Source organism: Cognatundibacterium oligocarboniphilum (assembly GCF_013377855.1).
In the GTDB taxonomy this organism is placed as follows: Bacteria; Pseudomonadota; Gammaproteobacteria; order Burkholderiales; family Burkholderiaceae_D; genus Undibacterium; species Undibacterium oligocarboniphilum.
The window spans coordinates 428,423-443,753 of sequence record NZ_JABXYJ010000003.1 but is presented as its reverse complement, the minus strand read 5'-3'; the positions used below and the strand labels follow the sequence as shown (position 1 = coordinate 443,753).

Genomic DNA, 15,331 nt, shown 5'->3' with positions numbered 1-15,331 from the left:
CGGGCGCAGAAAGAGCGAACGCTTGAGCACTCCCGCTCTTTCGAAACCCGTGACATGTTCAGGCTGGGCACGGCCAGTTTGCCGTGCCGGTGAGTCAAAGCAAGCTTCAGAAGGGGAAGCCGGCTTTGATGACTGCCAGGTTCGCTCCCGGATTCGGGTGCTTGATAGCGCCGTTGGAGAAATGCTGGACTTTGAGGGAGAGGTCCAGGCCATTCTGGAATACATAGCCGACGCCAAGATGATCGCCAAACTGGAAGGCGGTGGAAAACTGCCTGCCGTTATTGCTGTAAATGTGTGAGAACAAGTGTGCGCCTACTGCTGCTTCGCCATACAAACCTTTTTTCGAGTCGTTTTGCAGGCGGAATACCGGTGTAATGCCAACATCGGTAATGTTTTGTGTGGCACCACTGATACCCTGATACGCATTATTGCGCCATTGCGTCAGCGTCAGATCCCAATACCCACCCAGGTGGGTGCCATTTGATTGAAACCAGACTTTATCCCAATTCCATTGAATACCTGCTCTGACAAATTGTGACTTGTTTCCCGATGCAAATTCACCGGAAAACGAATCTATCGCATGAGCACTCGATTGTGCGAACAACATAGCGACTGCAATAAATAAAGTTTTTTGATCGAAAAATTTCATAAAGGTCGTCGCAAGCAAAAGTAAAACCTCAGGATAGCACGATACGCTATCCGGGTTTTGCCCGACGTAGCCCAAAAACCGATACTATGCAATTTGAGCCAAACTGAATCCAGAATTTTTTATGACAAAAAATTTAAATATCGCATTTTTAGGTATTGGTCTGATGGGAAAACCAATGGCTGCCCGGCTGTTGAGCGCAGGTTACACACTGCACGTTTGGAACCGTACACCAGAAAAAGCAAGGCAGCTCGCATCATTGGGTGCCGTTATTGCGGAGACTCCACAGCAAGCAATTCAGACTGCCGGATGGCAGGCGGATGTTGTCATTACCATGCTGGATGCAGGGCCGGTCGTCGCTACTATTCTGCAGGAATTACTTCCGGTTCTGACTCCGGGAATGATAATGATTGATATGAGTTCGACCCGTCAATCGGAAGCGCAGCAATTCTCTGCGCTGTTAGCCCGGCAGGGAGTGGCTTTCATCGATGCGCCTGTTTCTGGCGGTGTCATGGGTGCGGAGGAGGGAGATCTCGCCATCATGGCTGGCGGACCTGCCGATAGCTACGAACGCATCACTCCGTTATTGTTAGAAATGGGGCGTCCGACGCTGGTCGGGCAGGCAGGTGCCGGACAGTTGGCGAAACTGTGCAATCAGTTGATTGTTGGCGGGACAATCAATATCGTTGCAGAGGCGTTGCTGCTGGCTGAGGCCGGAGGTGCAGACCCGGTTGCTGTGCGTCAGGCGCTGCGCGGCGGTTTCGCTGAAAGCCGGATACTGGAAGTCCATGGAAAGCGTATGCTGAATCGCAGTTTTCTGCCCGGTGGCCAAGTTAAGACGCAGGCAAAAGACATGGATAACATTCAGGATGCTGCATCGAAAGCAGGTCTGGTACTGCCTTTGACTGATCTGGTCAGTGCACTATATCGTGAGTTATTGCAGACCCATCCGACGGCGGATCATTCCGCGGCTTTGCTGGAACTGGAAAAACATAATCCCGGCATCCGCTTGGGTAGCGGCGTCGACCATCTACCGTAAAAGCGCAGTATATCGTTGCGGAAAATGATTTGCGGCCTGGCTGTATGCATAGCAAGCTTGCAGTGATGGGCCTGAAACAAAATAAGATGGAGGAATGAGAATGAGCAACATGGTTCGTGGCGTGTGCCCACATGATTGTCCGGATACCTGTGCATTGCAGATTACCGTAGAAAACGGGAAGGCTGTCGCCGTCAAAGGTGATCCTGCGCATCCGACAACTGCGGGTGTGCTGTGTACCAAAGTGTCGCGCTATACGGAGCGGACGTATCATCCTGATCGCCTGCTGTATCCCCAGAAGCGGATTGGAAAAAAAGGGGAAGGGAAGTTTGAGCGCATCAGCTGGGATGAGGCGCTGACATGCATCAGCGAGAAATTGACGGAGATTGCCGCAAAAAATCCACTGGCGATTCTGCCTTACAGCTATGCCGGCACGATGGGATTACTGCAGGGTGATGGCATGTCGCAACGATTTTTCCACCGTATCGGTGCTTCATTCCTGGACCGGACGATTTGCGCCACGGCTGGTGGTGCCGGTTATAAGTACACCATCGGTTCCCGCATCGGCACCGACACAGAGCAAACCCAGAATGCGCGTCTGATCATTATCTGGGGCGGGAATCCGATTGCGTCCAATCTGCATTTCTGGACCCGCGCTCAGGAAGCAAAACGGCACGGCGCAAAGTTGATTGCAATTGACCCTTATCGCTCCCTGACAGCTGAAAAATGTCATCAGCATATTGCTTTATTACCCGGCACTGATGCCGCGCTGGCTCTGGGTCTGATGCATGTACTGATCCGCGATAATCTGCTGGATCATGATTACATCGCGCAGCACACACTAGGATTTGAACAACTGCGGTTGCGTGCCGCAGAATGGTTGCCCGAGCAGGTCGCGATTGTGTGCGGTATCTCTGCCGCAGAAATCGAACAACTGGCTCGTGAATATGGCGAAAGCGCCCGTCGCGGTGAGGCCAGCCTGATCCGGATGAATTATGGCGTCCAGCGCACCCATGGCGGTGGGATGGCGGTGCGTAATATTGCCTGCCTGCCGGCACTGGTGGGCGCGTGGCGGCATGCTGCGGGCGGCGTTCAGTTGTCGCTGTCGGATGCTTTTCCGAAAAATACCAGCTTTCTGCAAAGACCGGATCTTTTTCCCGCTGGACAAGCGCAGCGGACGATCAATATGAGTACGATCGGCGATGCGCTGTTGCAGGAAGCTTCTGCGGAATTTGGTCCCGCCATTGAAGCCTTGATCGTGTATAACTCCAACCCCGTGGCAGTTGCCCCTGAGTCAGCGAAAGTGGCGCAGGGCTTTGCCAGGGAAGATTTGTTTACGGTTGTTCTGGAGCATTTCCAGACCGATACCGCCGATTACGCGGATATTCTGCTGCCTGCCACCACGCAACTCGAACATACCGACATCCACAGCACATACGGCCATCTGTACATGATGGCTAATAATCCGGCGATTGCACCATTGGGCGAAGCGAAGCCCAATACAGAAATTTTTCGCTTACTGGCACAGAAAATGGGATGGGATGATTCCTGCTTCCACGAATCTGACGACCAGATGGCCAGCCAGGCTTTCCTGCGCGATGATCCGCGTGCCGCAGGTTTTGACTGGAACCGGCTGAAACAGCAGGGCTGGCAGAAAGTCAGCCTGCCCGACGCACCGTTCGCTCATGGCGACTTTGCCACACCTTCCGGTAAATGCGAATTTTTTTGCCAGCGCATGCAGGATGATGGTCTCGATCCTTTACCAACCTATATCCCACCTTACGAATCGGTCGCCAGTAATCCGGAACTGGCACGGGAATTTCCGCTGGCCATGATTTCACCGCCGGCACGCAACTTCCTGAATTCGACCTTTGTGAATGTGCAAAGCCTGCGCGATGTGGAAGGTGAGCCGCATCTGGATATCCATCCACAGGACGCGGCGGCGCGCGATATCGGGCATGGTGATCGGGTCAGGATTTTTAATCGACGTGGCAGCTTTACCGCCAAAGCAAGGGTGACCGATAAAACCCGTGCCGGCCTGGTTGTGGGTTTGTCGATCTGGTGGAAAAAGCTGGCCAGCGATGATAAAAATACCAACGAGGTGACCAGTCAGCGTCTGACGGACATGGGCGGTGGACCCACGTTTTATGATCTGCTGGTGCAGGTTGAAAAAGTACAAGCCGTTGTGCCCGCTGTCGCAGGCTGATGCGGCGCCAATCCCGGGCAGGTTGAATGTGACCTGTCCGGGAGTGTGTATTCAAAACAGCATCGCGCTGACTCAAACAGGCTGGTTCAAGTTCCTAGAGGATATTGTCAACTGCGGCCTAAATTGCTTGCCTTACCGATATTTAGCCGATAGCATCGGTCACAGCGTATTATAATCATCAAAAAGAACGACCATGCTTTTTATTGGTCATGTCGCGAAATTATTTTATCTACACAATAACAATCAGAGACGAGGAAATATATGGACAAGTTTTGGCTCAAATCCTACCCGGAAGGAATTCCTGCAGAAGTCGATGTCACACAGTACCAGTCTCTGGTTCAGTTACTCGAAGAAGCATTCAAGAAATTTGCAGCGCGCAATGCGTATGCCTGCATGGGAAAATTCCTGACGTACGGAGAACTGGATCGTTTGTCCCGGAATCTGGGTGCCTGGCTGCAAAGCCGGGGTTTGCAGAAAGGCGCCCGCATCGCCATCATGATGCCTAACGTGTTGCAATATCCGGTCGTCATGGCAGCCGTTCTGCGCGCCGGTTATGCTGTCGTGAATGTAAATCCCCTGTACACACCGCGTGAACTGGAACACCAGTTAAAAGACTCCGGCGCCGAGGCGATTTTTATCCTGGAAAACTTTGCCACCACGCTGGAGCAGATCGTGGCGAAAACGAATGTGAAGCACATTGTGGTTGCCAGCATGGGCGATCTGCTGGGCGGCATGAAAGGCGCAATCGTCAATTTCGTGGTCCGTAATGTGAAGAAAATGGTGCCGGAATTCCGCCTGCCTAACGCCCAGCGTTTCAGGCAGGTACTGTCCGAAGCACAGAAGCTGCATTTCCAGCCCGTCGCAATCAAGAGTGACGATGTCGCTTTTTTGCAATACACCGGTGGCACGACCGGCGTCTCGAAAGGTGCGACTTTGCTGCACCGTAACGTGGTGGCGAATGTGCTGCAGAATGATGCCTGGTTATGCGCAAACATGGCCGGCCATGAAGACGAAGCAAAAATTATCGTCTGTGCTTTACCGCTTTACCATATCTTTGCATTGACAGTTTGCTCCCTGCTGGGAACCCGCATCGGCGCGATGAATTTGCTGATCCCGAATCCGCGCGATATTCCCGGATTCATCAAGGAACTGAAAAATTACAAGGTTAATATTTTCCCGGCAGTCAATACGCTGTACAACGGCTTACTGAATAATCCGGAATTCGCCAAACTCGATTTTTCCGGTTATGAAATCTGTAGCGGCGGCGGAATGGCGGTACAAAAAGCCGTGGCCGACAAGTGGCTGAAAGTGACTGGCTGCGCGATTGCCGAGGGATACGGTTTGTCCGAAACCTCGCCGGTGGCGACTGCTAATCCAGCAAATACCAAGGAATTTTCCGGCACGATTGGTCTGCCGATCCCTTCAACGGAAATCCAGATTCTGGACGATGATGGTAATCCTCTGCCGTTGGGACACGCCGGTGAAATTGCGATCCGTGGTCCGCAGGTGATGGCGGGTTACTGGAACCGGCCGGACGAAACTGCCAAAGTGATGACCCCTGATGGTTTCTTTAAAACCGGTGACGTCGGCATCATGGATTTTCGCGGCTATACCACCATTGTTGACCGTAAAAAAGACATGATTCTGGTCTCCGGCTTCAATGTATACCCGAATGAAATCGAAGGCGTGGTGGCATTGCATCCCGGTGTGCTCGAATGCGCGTGTATCGGTGTGCCCGACGCAAATTCTGGTGAAGCTGTGAAATTATTTGTCGTGCGCAAGGATCCGTCGCTGACCGTGGATCAGTTGATGGACTATTGCAAAGAGCAGTTCACCGCTTACAAGAAGCCGAAATATATCGAATTTCGCCTCGAATTACCGAAAACGAATGTCGGTAAAATCCTGCGCCGTGAATTGCGTGATGAAAAGAAATCCGCCTGAGCAGATATATCGCACAGAGATAAAAAGATAGATACTCCCCTTTAGAAATCCAGAAAATGCTCTGCACCTCAGGTGGTGTAATGGTTTAAAAATATACTAGGGGGAGTATATTGAATAAAAAAAGGAAAGCTTATGGCCTTCCTTTTTTTATGGGCGCTACTTTGTTGCGTGTTGCATTCAGCCGCAGATCAGAAACAACGGGCTGGCCGATGTGTTCATCAACGGGTTTGGTTCATCAGATGGTATTGACACCGGTTTTGCCATCTTCAACGAAAAAACTCCTGAGCGTGCTGATACCGGAGTCTGTGCGTAATACATCGTCGAGCGCCATGAAGTGCGTCAGCATCCGGGATTCTGAAATCTCGAGCAACATAAATCCGCGCTGATCGCTGCGGCCAAACTTGATATGCGGATTCTGCGCCACGATCTGATCGGTCTGCGCTTGCGGGCGGGAATTCGAGGTGATTGAAGTTCCGCAGAACTCCGTCGCCAGGACAGGATTCGATGGAGAGGAGCGACTCCAGAAATCGCGCTTCAGGTTTGCTGCATAGAAGGTATGCACATCTCCCGAGATCACCACCGGATTGGCAGGCTGGTGCTTCTGGATGTCGTCGAACAGGCGTTGCCGGGCTGCCGGGTAGCCGTCCCAGCCATCGGTCCAGAATTTTCCGCTGCCATCCTGATTCAGATTGCTCAGATTGCTTTGCGCCAGAAAGGTTTGCTGAGTAAGGATATTCCACTTCGCATTCGACGAGGCAAAGCCGCGTGCCAGCCATTTTTCCTGTTCTGTGCCGAGCAGGCTCAGCGAGGGATCAGCGCGCACCGGACATTCCGCCTGCGTGACGACATTCGAGCCGCCGCGACCGGGTTTCGGACAGACCTGAGGATGTCGGTATTGCCGGTCATCCAGCACATGAAACCGCGCCAGCCCGCCCCAGTCATAACGATCATAAATCCGCATGTGGGCAAATTGCGACGGCAAGACCGTGACTTGCCGCAAACGTACCGGCATGTGTTCATAAAATGCCTGATAGGCTGCTGCCCGTCGCTGCATGAAATTAGGATCCAGCCTTTCGTCCCGGTCATTGCCGTAATCATTGCAGACTTCATGGTCGTCCCAGGTCACGATCCACGGCGCGGCGTGGTGCGCCGCCTGCAGCTGGCGGTCGCTCTTGTACTGGGCATAGCGGGCGCGGTAATCGGCCAGCGTATAGCTTTCGATATCCCGCCGCCGCGGCCTGGCCGGATGAGCCAGATCGTAAGGCCCCCACTCATAAATGTAATCGCCGAGAAATACGACCAGATCGGGATTGGCGCGGGCGATGTGACCATGTGCTGCATACTCGCCGTATTCCCAGTGCTGGCAGGAGGCTACCGCCAGTTTCAGGGTGCCGGGCGGGGTGTCGATGGCGGGTGCGGTGCGGGTGCGCGCCACAGGACTGATCGCGTCGCCATGCATAAAGCGATACCAGTACCAGCGATCCGGACGCAGTCCGGTGACATCCACATGAACGCTATGCGCCAGATCGGGCAGGGCAAATACCTCGCCTTGCGTGACGATGTGTTTAAAGGCTTCATCTTCCGCGACTTCCCACAAGACCTTGTAAACCGTGGGCGGCAGGGCTTGCGCGTTCAGAGGATCCGGCAGCAGCCGGGTCCAGATCACGACGCTGTCATGTCGTGGCGAACCTGAGGCAACGCCGAGCGTGAATGGATATGCGGTACTGCGTTCTGCAGCGTAGCCGGGAAAGGCTTGGGACAGCGCAGCCAGCGCCGCGAGCTGCAGCCCGCGTTGCACAAACAGACGGCGTGAGGTCATCAGGCGCCGGCTGACAGCGATTCGATGGGCGGGATCTGGCGTGGTTTGCGATCGTCGCCGGTGGCCACATAGGTCAGCGTGGCTTCCGTCACTTTGACGGTACTGGCCTGCAGGCGGTTGCGCTCGGCATAGACTTCGACTGCTATGGTAATGGAGGTATTACCGACTTTCACGACATCGGCATAAAACGACAGCAGATCACCGACAAACACAGGTTGCTTGAACAGAAAGGAGTTGACCGCAATCGTGGCAACCCGCCCATTGGCGCGGCGCGCCGCCGGAATTGCTCCTGCAATATCGACCTGCGCCATGATCCAGCCGCCAAACACGTCACCGTGAACGTTGGCATCAGAGGGCATGGGCATCACGCGCAACGTGGGCATGCGCGTCGGAAGCGTGGTTTCGAGATGATCGGACATCGTTGGGTTCCTTAAAACGTTACAATTAATACTTAAATACTTATTCTGTTTCCCCGCCTGCATTGTCGAGGACTGGCGTTCAGCGCCGGAAAACAGAGCAAGCTGTCAGCGGGCAGTGTTGCCGCGGGACTGGGTCGTGCGCATGCATGGCGTTGCGTTGCCCCAGACAGTTTGTCCGACATGATAAACCACTTCGAGAAAAGACACTTCCGATGCGTCGCAGAGAAAATACCGGCAGCCGCCTCCCTGACAATCCCGCAGTCGGTCAGCCGCGCGGCGACTGGTCAACCATACGCACCCTGCTGCCATATCTGTGGGCCTATAAATGGCGGGTGCTGCTGGCACTGTCGTTTCTGGTCGGCGCCAAGCTGGCGAATGTGGGGGTGCCGCTGATTCTGAAACAACTGATTGACCATATGACAGTCACAGCGGCGCATCCGGCGGCGCTGATGGTGCTGCCGGTCAGCCTGCTGATTGCTTACGGCGCGTTACGGCTGTCCACCACCGCCTTCACGGAATTGCGGGAATTCGTGTTTGCCAGAGTGACGCAACGTGCCGTGCGCACCATCGCGTTGAGAGTATTTCGACATCTGCACGCCTTGTCGCTGCGCTTTCACCTGAACCGGCAGACCGGCGGCGTGACGCGCGATATCGAGCGCGGCACCCGCGCGGTGTCCTCGCTGGTGTCCTATGCGCTGTTCAGCATTGTGCCGACGTTGCTGGAAATCACGCTGGTGCTGATTTACCTCAGTACACATTACGACATCTGGTTCAGTCTGATTACATTCGGCGCGCTGGTCACCTATATTATTTTTACGATTTCCGTCACCGAATGGCGCACCCATTTCCGGCGCACGATGAACGAGCTTGATTCCAAAGCGCACACCAGGGCGATTGATTCTCTGCTCAATTATGAAACCGTCAAATACTTCGGTAATGAAGAATATGAAGCGCAACGCTACGATCAGGGATTGAAAAATTTCGAGATTGCCGCCGTCAGATCGCAAAGCAGTCTGTCTCTGCTGAATACCGGGCAGTCATTGATCATTGCGAGTGCGGTCACGCTGATTCTGTGGCGTGCCACGCAGGGCGTAATTGACGGCAAGATGAGTCTGGGCGATCTGGTACTGGTCAATTCATTCATGCTGCAGTTGTATATCCCGCTGAATTTTCTGGGTGTGCTGTACCGTGAAATCAAGCAGAGTCTGGCAGACATGGAAAAACTGTTTTCCCTGCTGGATCAGCATCAGGATGTGGCTGACCGGCCGGATGCAGTAGTGTTGCAGATCCCGCAGCAGGGTGGTGCTGAAATACGGTTTGAGCATGTGAATTTCAGCTACGAGGAAAAACGCCAGATTCTGTTTGATGTGAACTTTACGATTCCGGCGGGCACCACCACTGCCGTGGTCGGGCACAGCGGTTCCGGTAAATCGACGCTGTCGCGCCTGCTGTTCCGGTTTTACGATATCCAGTCCGGCGTGATCCGTATTGCCGGTCACGATGTGCGCGACGTCAGGCAATCTTCGGTGCGTTCGGCGATTGGCATCGTGCCGCAGGATACGGTGCTGTTTAACGACACGATCGAATACAACATCGCTTATGGCAGGCCGGGGGCTGATAAAGACGAAATTATTGCGGTGGCGAAAGCAGCCTATATTCATGATTTTATCGAGTCGCTGCCGGATGGCTATCAGACCATGGTCGGTGAGCGCGGACTGAAACTATCTGGTGGCGAAAAGCAGCGGGTGGCGATTGCCCGTACTTTGCTGAAGAATCCATCGATACTGATTTTTGATGAAGCTACGTCAGCACTGGATTCGCAGGCCGAGCAGATGATACAGGCGCAACTCAAGGAGATTGCTGCAGGCCATACCAGCCTGGTGATTGCACACCGCCTGTCGACGATTGCCGATGCGCAGCAGATTCTGGTGATGGACAAAGGCCGCATCATCGAGCGCGGCACGCATCAGGAATTGCTGGCGCGACAGGGTTTGTATGCGCAGATGTGGGAACGTCAGCAAAGCGGTGCCAGTGATGGTGGTGAAGTCGCTGATACCGCTGATGTCGTCACTATGCTGCCCCCTGCTGCCTGAGCGGTCCGATATGGACAGACGGCTCATCAACCATCACATCAGAACAGACTGAGTAAAATTATGGAAACCAAATGGTTAGAGGATTTCGTGTCGCTGGCCGAGACCAACAGTTTCAGCCGTTCGGCAGAATTACGGCATGTAACCCAGCCTGCATTTTCCCGCCGCATTCAGTCGCTGGAAGCCTGGCTGGGCAGTGACCTGATTGACCGTACCTCATACCCAACTCGCCTCACCCATGCCGGTGAAGTGTTTTACGAGCAGGCAATCGCCATGCTGGGGCAGATCAACAATGCACGCGCCCTGTTGCGTGGCAAGCGCACCAGTACCCAGACCACCGTTGACTTCGCCGTACCGCATACGCTTTCGCTGACCTATGTGCCGCGCTGGCTGACCGGGTTGGAGTCGGCATTCGGTGAAATCAACAGCCGTTTGCTGGCGCTGAATGTGCATGATGCGGTGATGACGCTGGTCGAAGGTGGTTGCGATCTGCTGTTGTGCTACCACCATCCGCGCCAGCCGCTACTGCTCGACGCCAGTCAGTACGACATGATCAGCATGGGCAGCGAAGCCTTGCGTGCCTATACCCGCTGCAATAAGCAGGGGCTGCCGGAATTGCAGTTGCCCGGCACACCGGATACACCGTTACCATTTCTGGCATACGCCAATAATGCCTATCTGGGGCGCATGGTGGATCTGATTCTGAACGACGCCAGGGTACTGTTGCATCTGGAAAAATGCTACGAAACGGATATGGCGGAAGGCCTGAAAATGATGGCGCTGGAAGGCCGCGGTATTGCGTTCCTGCCGGAGTCGGCGGTGACCCGCGAACTCAAGCAGAAACAGTTGGCGCGCGCCGATGGCAACAGTGGCGGCTGGGAAGTGAATATGGAAATCCGCCTGTACCGCGAGCGGCCTTCACTGCAGCGTCCGGGTAAGCTGATTGTGTCGCGTCTGTGGGATTATCTGGAGCAGTTGCAGGACAGCAGCAAGAACAGCAAACCGAAACGGACCCGGCTGGCATCTGAAAAATAAGTACCGGACGCATACGATGCATACGAAATGGAAGGAAAAAAAAAGACAATGCAGGCAACAGCCGCAGCAACAACGCGGGGCTAAGACTGCAGGCAGTAAAACAGAAAAAATAAACAGGACAGAACTGGCGGCACCCGATGTTACCTGAAGTCCAGTTGCATGGTTATGCAATTAGTGCATAGATAAATGCAAACAAAGCATTGGCGGACCTCTGAGTGATAAGACTACTATGCCTCACCTTCCGGACGGGCTGCCGATCGTGGCCGCGGAATGCTGAATAACATGTCTTAACACCACAGGAGGCCATACCATGTCCAGCCAACACCAGATCCCGTCCTATCTTACCCCGACAGAGACAGGTCCTTGGTCCGTGTATCTCGAACAGATTGACCGCGTCACCCCGTATCTGGGTCATTTATCGCGCTGGGTGGAAACCCTGAAGCGACCTAAGCGTATCCTGATCGTGGATGTCCCGATTGAGCGCGATGACGGCACGATTGCCCACTTTGAGGGCTACCGTGTGCAACACAATACCTCACGTGGTCCGGGCAAGGGTGGTGTGCGTTTCCATCAGGATGTGACCCTGTCCGAAGTAATGGCGCTGTCTGCCTGGATGACGATCAAAAATTCCGCGGTGAATGTCCCTTACGGTGGCGCCAAGGGCGGTATCCGGGTTGATCCGAAAACCCTGTCACGTGGCGAACTGATGCGCATGACCCGTCGCTACACTTCGGAAATCGGCATCATCATCGGCCCGGACAAAGATATTCCCGCCCCGGACGTTAACACCAATGAGCAGACCATGGCGTGGATGATGGATACCTACTCCATGAACGAAGGCCGTACAGCTACCGGTGTCGTGACCGGTAAACCGATTTCCCTCGGCGGCAGTCTCGGACGCCGCGAAGCCACCGGACGTGGCGTGTTTGTGGTGGGTTCCGAAGCCGCTGCCAAGATTGGCCTGAATATTGCTGGTGCAAGAATTGCCGTGCAGGGTTTTGGCAACGTCGGTGGCATCGCTGCGCGCCTGTTTGCCGAAGCCGGTGCCAAGATTGTGGCGGTACAGGACCATGGCGGCACGATTTTCCATTCCAACGGACTCGATACGCACAAATTGCTGGAACACGTGGCAGCCAACGGCAGCGTTGCCGGGTTCACCGGTGTGGAAGCGGTGTTGCCGAATGAGGAATTCTGGGCGGTAAATTGCGACATCATGATTCCGGCGGCGCTGGAGCAGCAGATCACTGAAAAAAATGCCGGGCAGATCCGTGCCCGTATCATTCTGGAAGGGGCAAACGGCCCGACCACGCCGGAAGCCGACGACATCCTGCGCGACAAAGGCGTGCTGGTGGTGCCGGACGTGATTGCCAATGCCGGTGGCGTGACCGTGTCTTACTTTGAATGGGTACAGGATTTTTCCAGCTACTTCTGGACGGAAGATGAAATCAACCAACGCCTGACCCGCATTATGCGCGAGGCATTCAGCGCGGTCTGGCAGGTGACGGAAGACAAGCAGGTATCGCTGCGGACTGCCGCGTTTATCATCGGCTGCTCCCGGGTATTGCAGGCACGTGAAGTGCGTGGCCTGTATCCATAAATAAACGCTTGTTGTCCGGTTCTGTGCACACTTGTTGTGCAGAACCGGAAACGTCGCGCGGATTGGCAAAAAACGCTCCATGACCTAAGCTGCAACGGATACGGTGATCAGGCTCATGGGGAGATAAATTTATTGCTTTTTTGAGCATGGTTATTCATATATTTGGTTGATGTCGGGTATGTCCAACTAAAACCAAATAAAATTTTGTAAGAGATCGTTTTTTCATTTGGACTCAAGTGCTGTTTTTTATTACTATCCCGTCCTTGTCAAAAGGAGGTTGTATGAAAGTAGTCAATCGATGGTTGAAGACTGGTTTGCTTGGCGTCTGCGCCCTGAGCGTTCCACTTTCATGCGCCGCCGACACCCTGAGTCATATCCGGGAAACCCAGACCATCACGATTGCGCACCGTGAGGCATCTGTTCCCTTTTCTTATCTGACCGAGTCGAAAACGCCGCTCGGTTATTCCGTTGACATCTGCCTGAAACTGGTCGATGCGATCAAAAAAGAACTCAAGCTGCCTCAGCTCAAAGTGAATTACCTGTTGGTGACCACCAGCAATCGCATTCCTGCGATTGTGGAAGGCAAGGCCGACATGGAATGCGGCTCCACCACCAATAATGCAGAGCGCCGCAAGCAGGTCAGCTTCACCATTCCCCATTTTTTTGCTACGACCCGCATGATCGTGCGCACCGATTCCGGCATCAAAAACTGGCCGGATCTCAAAGACAAAAAAGTCGTCACCACCAAAAGCACCACGACTGTCAAATTATTGGCAGACCGCGACAAAGCACGCAATCTGAATCTGCGGCTGCTGGAAGGCAACGATCATGCCGAGTCATTTGGCATGATTGAAAAATTCCAGGCCGACGCCTTCCCTATGGATGATGTATTGCTGTACGGCTTTAAGGCCAACGCCAAAGATCCTGAAAAATACGCCATCGTCGGCGACCCTTTATCAACCGAGCCTTATGCGATCATGCTGCGCAAGGACGACCCCGTTTTCAAGGAATTGCTGGACCGCGAAATGGCGCGCCTGATGAATGACGGTGAAATCACCCGGTTGTATGACAAATGGTTCAGGAAACCGATTCCGCCTAAAGCCGCGAATCTGAATATGCCGATGGGATTTTTGTTGCGGGATAATCTCCGTTTCCCGACTGATAAAGTGGCTGACTGAAGTAAGGTTTGAAGTGTTGAGCCTTGCTGCAGATAAAAGGTAGAAAAGGATAGAAAATAAGTGCTTGCTGCAAATAGACGGCGTTTTACGTATTTATACGTATCATTGAAGTGAAAAATAAAGATCAGTGCTCTGAGGGTTTTGATACACTCGCGCAGTGCGATCTTTTTTGGATTAATTTGAGGAGATAGATAGTATGAAACTGTTAAAAGTTCTGGTATTGATGATGAGTGCAGGCCTGATCGCAGGTGCAGCGCAGGCGCAGGAAACAGGCACACTCAAAAAAATCAAGGAAACCGGCACGATCACTCTGGGTGTACGCGATTCGTCCATTCCCTTCTCTTATCTGGACGATAAACAGTCCTATCAAGGGTATTCAATTGATCTGTGCATGAAAATCGTCAGTGCTGTACAGCGTCAGCTGGGCATGAGCAGCCTGAATGTGAAGCTCAATCCGGTCACTTCGGCGACCCGTATTCCTCTGATGGCAAACGGCACGATCGATCTGGAGTGCGGTTCCACGACGAATAACGCAGAGCGTCAGAAGCAGGTTTCCTTTGCACCGACCACTTTCGTGACTGCAAACCGTATCCTGGCGAAAAAATCATCCAACATCAAAACGCTGGCTGATCTGAAGGGCAAGTCTGTTGTATCCACTTCCGGTACTGCCAACCTGAAGCAGCTGACCACACTGAATGCAGACCAGAATCTGGGCATGAACATTTTGCCTGCCAAGGATCACGCAGAAGCCTTCCTGATGGTGGAGACCGGCCGTGCAGTGGCGTTCGTGATGGACGATATCCTGATGGCATCGCTGGCTGCGAACTCGAAGAATCCAGGCGAATATGAGATCAGCAAGGAAGCACTGTCGGTCGAGCCATACGGCATCATGCTGCGTAAGGATGATGCTGCATTCAAGAAGGTGGTCGATACCGCGATTGGTAATGTGCTGACTTCCGGCGACATCAACCGCATTTATCACAAGTGGTTCATGCAGCCAATTCCACCTAAAGGTATTTCACTGAACTGGCCTGTTTCCGAGCAACTCAAGGCAGTGATGGCCAAGCCGACTGATTCCGGTGATCCGGCTGCTTATGCCGTTGTTCCGGAAGCGCAGAAAGCGGTTCTGAAAAAGAAAAAGTAAACGCAGTTTGTTGAGATTGTAGTGAAATCATCAACGGGGGGTGATACTCGCCTCCCGTTTTAATTTGGAACGGTAAAAGGCTGATGACTGGCATGACCTTTCTGGCATAACCGGAATCGGGTTCCTACCAGATTTTTCTGATAAACCACAGAATAGCCACACCGTGCATCATCCCGACAACCGGTGAGCGTTCCGCATAACCAAGATGATCCACTTTGTT

At 53.5% G+C, this 15,331-nt stretch carries 11 protein-coding genes; 8 read left to right on the top strand and 3 right to left on the bottom strand.

Translation table 11 applies throughout. The features are described 5' to 3' along the window. Positions 1 to 106: 106 nt before the first annotated feature. Positions 107 to 607: an acyloxyacyl hydrolase gene (locus HV832_RS07355; protein ID WP_223827221.1), complete on the bottom strand. Its 501-nt coding sequence runs from the start codon at positions 605 to 607 to the stop codon at positions 107 to 109. 163 nt (positions 608 to 770) lie between these two features. Between HV832_RS07355 and HV832_RS07350 the strand changes: the two genes are divergently transcribed. The 3 genes from HV832_RS07350 to HV832_RS07340 all read left to right on the top strand — a co-directional run bounded on the left by HV832_RS07350 (position 771) and on the right by HV832_RS07340 (position 5,829). Beyond that, positions 771 to 1,685, top strand: a complete 915-nt coding sequence (locus tag HV832_RS07350) for an NAD(P)-dependent oxidoreductase (RefSeq protein ID WP_176802893.1) — start codon at positions 771 to 773, stop codon at positions 1,683 to 1,685. A gap of 100 nt (positions 1,686 to 1,785) precedes the next feature. Beyond that, a complete protein-coding gene (locus HV832_RS07345) occupies positions 1,786 to 3,888 on the top strand; it encodes a molybdopterin-containing oxidoreductase family protein (protein WP_176802892.1) in 2,103 nt (700 codons plus the stop codon). Positions 3,889 to 4,149: 261 nt separating this feature from the next. Continuing rightward, on the top strand, positions 4,150 to 5,829 hold the full coding sequence (locus HV832_RS07340; protein ID WP_176802891.1) for a long-chain-fatty-acid--CoA ligase: 1,680 nt from the start codon (positions 4,150 to 4,152) through the stop codon (positions 5,827 to 5,829). Between the two features lie 235 nt (positions 5,830 to 6,064). On the opposite strand, the gene HV832_RS07335 is transcribed toward HV832_RS07340, so the two are convergent. Further along, positions 6,065 to 7,648: an alkaline phosphatase D family protein gene (locus HV832_RS07335; RefSeq protein ID WP_176802890.1), complete on the bottom strand. Its 1,584-nt coding sequence runs from the start codon at positions 7,646 to 7,648 to the stop codon at positions 6,065 to 6,067. Continuing rightward, positions 7,648 to 8,067, bottom strand: a complete 420-nt coding sequence (locus HV832_RS07330; RefSeq protein WP_223827220.1) for an acyl-CoA thioesterase — start codon at positions 8,065 to 8,067, stop codon at positions 7,648 to 7,650. The genes HV832_RS07335 and HV832_RS07330 overlap by 1 nt, the downstream gene beginning before the upstream one ends. 212 nt (positions 8,068 to 8,279) lie before the next feature. On the opposite strand from HV832_RS07330, the gene HV832_RS07325 reads away from it, so the two are divergent. The 5 genes from HV832_RS07325 to HV832_RS07305 all read left to right on the top strand — a co-directional run bounded on the left by HV832_RS07325 (position 8,280) and on the right by HV832_RS07305 (position 15,111). Then, positions 8,280 to 10,160: an ABCB family ABC transporter ATP-binding protein/permease gene (locus HV832_RS07325; protein WP_176802889.1), complete on the top strand. Its 1,881-nt coding sequence runs from the start codon at positions 8,280 to 8,282 to the stop codon at positions 10,158 to 10,160. A gap of 60 nt (positions 10,161 to 10,220) precedes the next feature. Beyond that, positions 10,221 to 11,192, top strand: coding sequence for a LysR family transcriptional regulator (locus HV832_RS07320; RefSeq protein WP_176802888.1), 972 nt, complete (start codon positions 10,221 to 10,223; stop codon positions 11,190 to 11,192). Positions 11,193 to 11,502: 310 nt separating this feature from the next. After that, positions 11,503 to 12,789 (top strand): Glu/Leu/Phe/Val family dehydrogenase, encoded by a 1,287-nt coding sequence (locus HV832_RS07315; protein WP_176802887.1) that lies wholly within the window; start codon positions 11,503 to 11,505, stop codon positions 12,787 to 12,789. 281 nt (positions 12,790 to 13,070) lie between these two features. Then, complete coding sequence (locus HV832_RS07310; protein ID WP_176802886.1) at positions 13,071 to 13,967, top strand: amino acid ABC transporter substrate-binding protein; 897 nt, start codon at positions 13,071 to 13,073, stop codon at positions 13,965 to 13,967. 196 nt (positions 13,968 to 14,163) lie between these two features. Further along, positions 14,164 to 15,111 carry a transporter substrate-binding domain-containing protein gene (locus HV832_RS07305; protein ID WP_176802885.1) on the top strand — a complete coding sequence of 316 codons (948 nt, stop codon included), beginning with the start codon at positions 14,164 to 14,166 and terminating at the stop codon, positions 15,109 to 15,111. Positions 15,112 to 15,331: the final 220 nt, after the last annotated feature.

Excerpts from the sequence above, each read along its gene's own strand:
- HV832_RS07355 (WP_223827221.1), bottom strand. The coding sequence starts at position 607 with ATGTTGTTCGCACAATCGAGTGCTCATGCGATAGATTCGTTTTCCGGT.
- HV832_RS07350 (WP_176802893.1), top strand. The coding sequence starts at position 771 with ATGACAAAAAATTTAAATATCGCATTTTTAGGTATTGGTCTGATGGGA.
- HV832_RS07345 (WP_176802892.1), top strand. The coding sequence starts at position 1,786 with ATGAGCAACATGGTTCGTGGCGTGTGCCCACATGATTGTCCGGATACC.
- HV832_RS07340 (WP_176802891.1), top strand. The coding sequence starts at position 4,150 with ATGGACAAGTTTTGGCTCAAATCCTACCCGGAAGGAATTCCTGCAGAA.
- HV832_RS07335 (WP_176802890.1), bottom strand. The coding sequence starts at position 7,648 with ATGACCTCACGCCGTCTGTTTGTGCAACGCGGGCTGCAGCTCGCGGCG.
- HV832_RS07330 (WP_223827220.1), bottom strand. The coding sequence starts at position 8,067 with ATGTCCGATCATCTCGAAACCACGCTTCCGACGCGCATGCCCACGTTG.
- HV832_RS07325 (WP_176802889.1), top strand. The coding sequence starts at position 8,280 with ATGCGTCGCAGAGAAAATACCGGCAGCCGCCTCCCTGACAATCCCGCA.
- HV832_RS07320 (WP_176802888.1), top strand. The coding sequence starts at position 10,221 with ATGGAAACCAAATGGTTAGAGGATTTCGTGTCGCTGGCCGAGACCAAC.
- HV832_RS07315 (WP_176802887.1), top strand. The coding sequence starts at position 11,503 with ATGTCCAGCCAACACCAGATCCCGTCCTATCTTACCCCGACAGAGACA.
- HV832_RS07310 (WP_176802886.1), top strand. The coding sequence starts at position 13,071 with ATGAAAGTAGTCAATCGATGGTTGAAGACTGGTTTGCTTGGCGTCTGC.
- HV832_RS07305 (WP_176802885.1), top strand. The coding sequence starts at position 14,164 with ATGAAACTGTTAAAAGTTCTGGTATTGATGATGAGTGCAGGCCTGATC.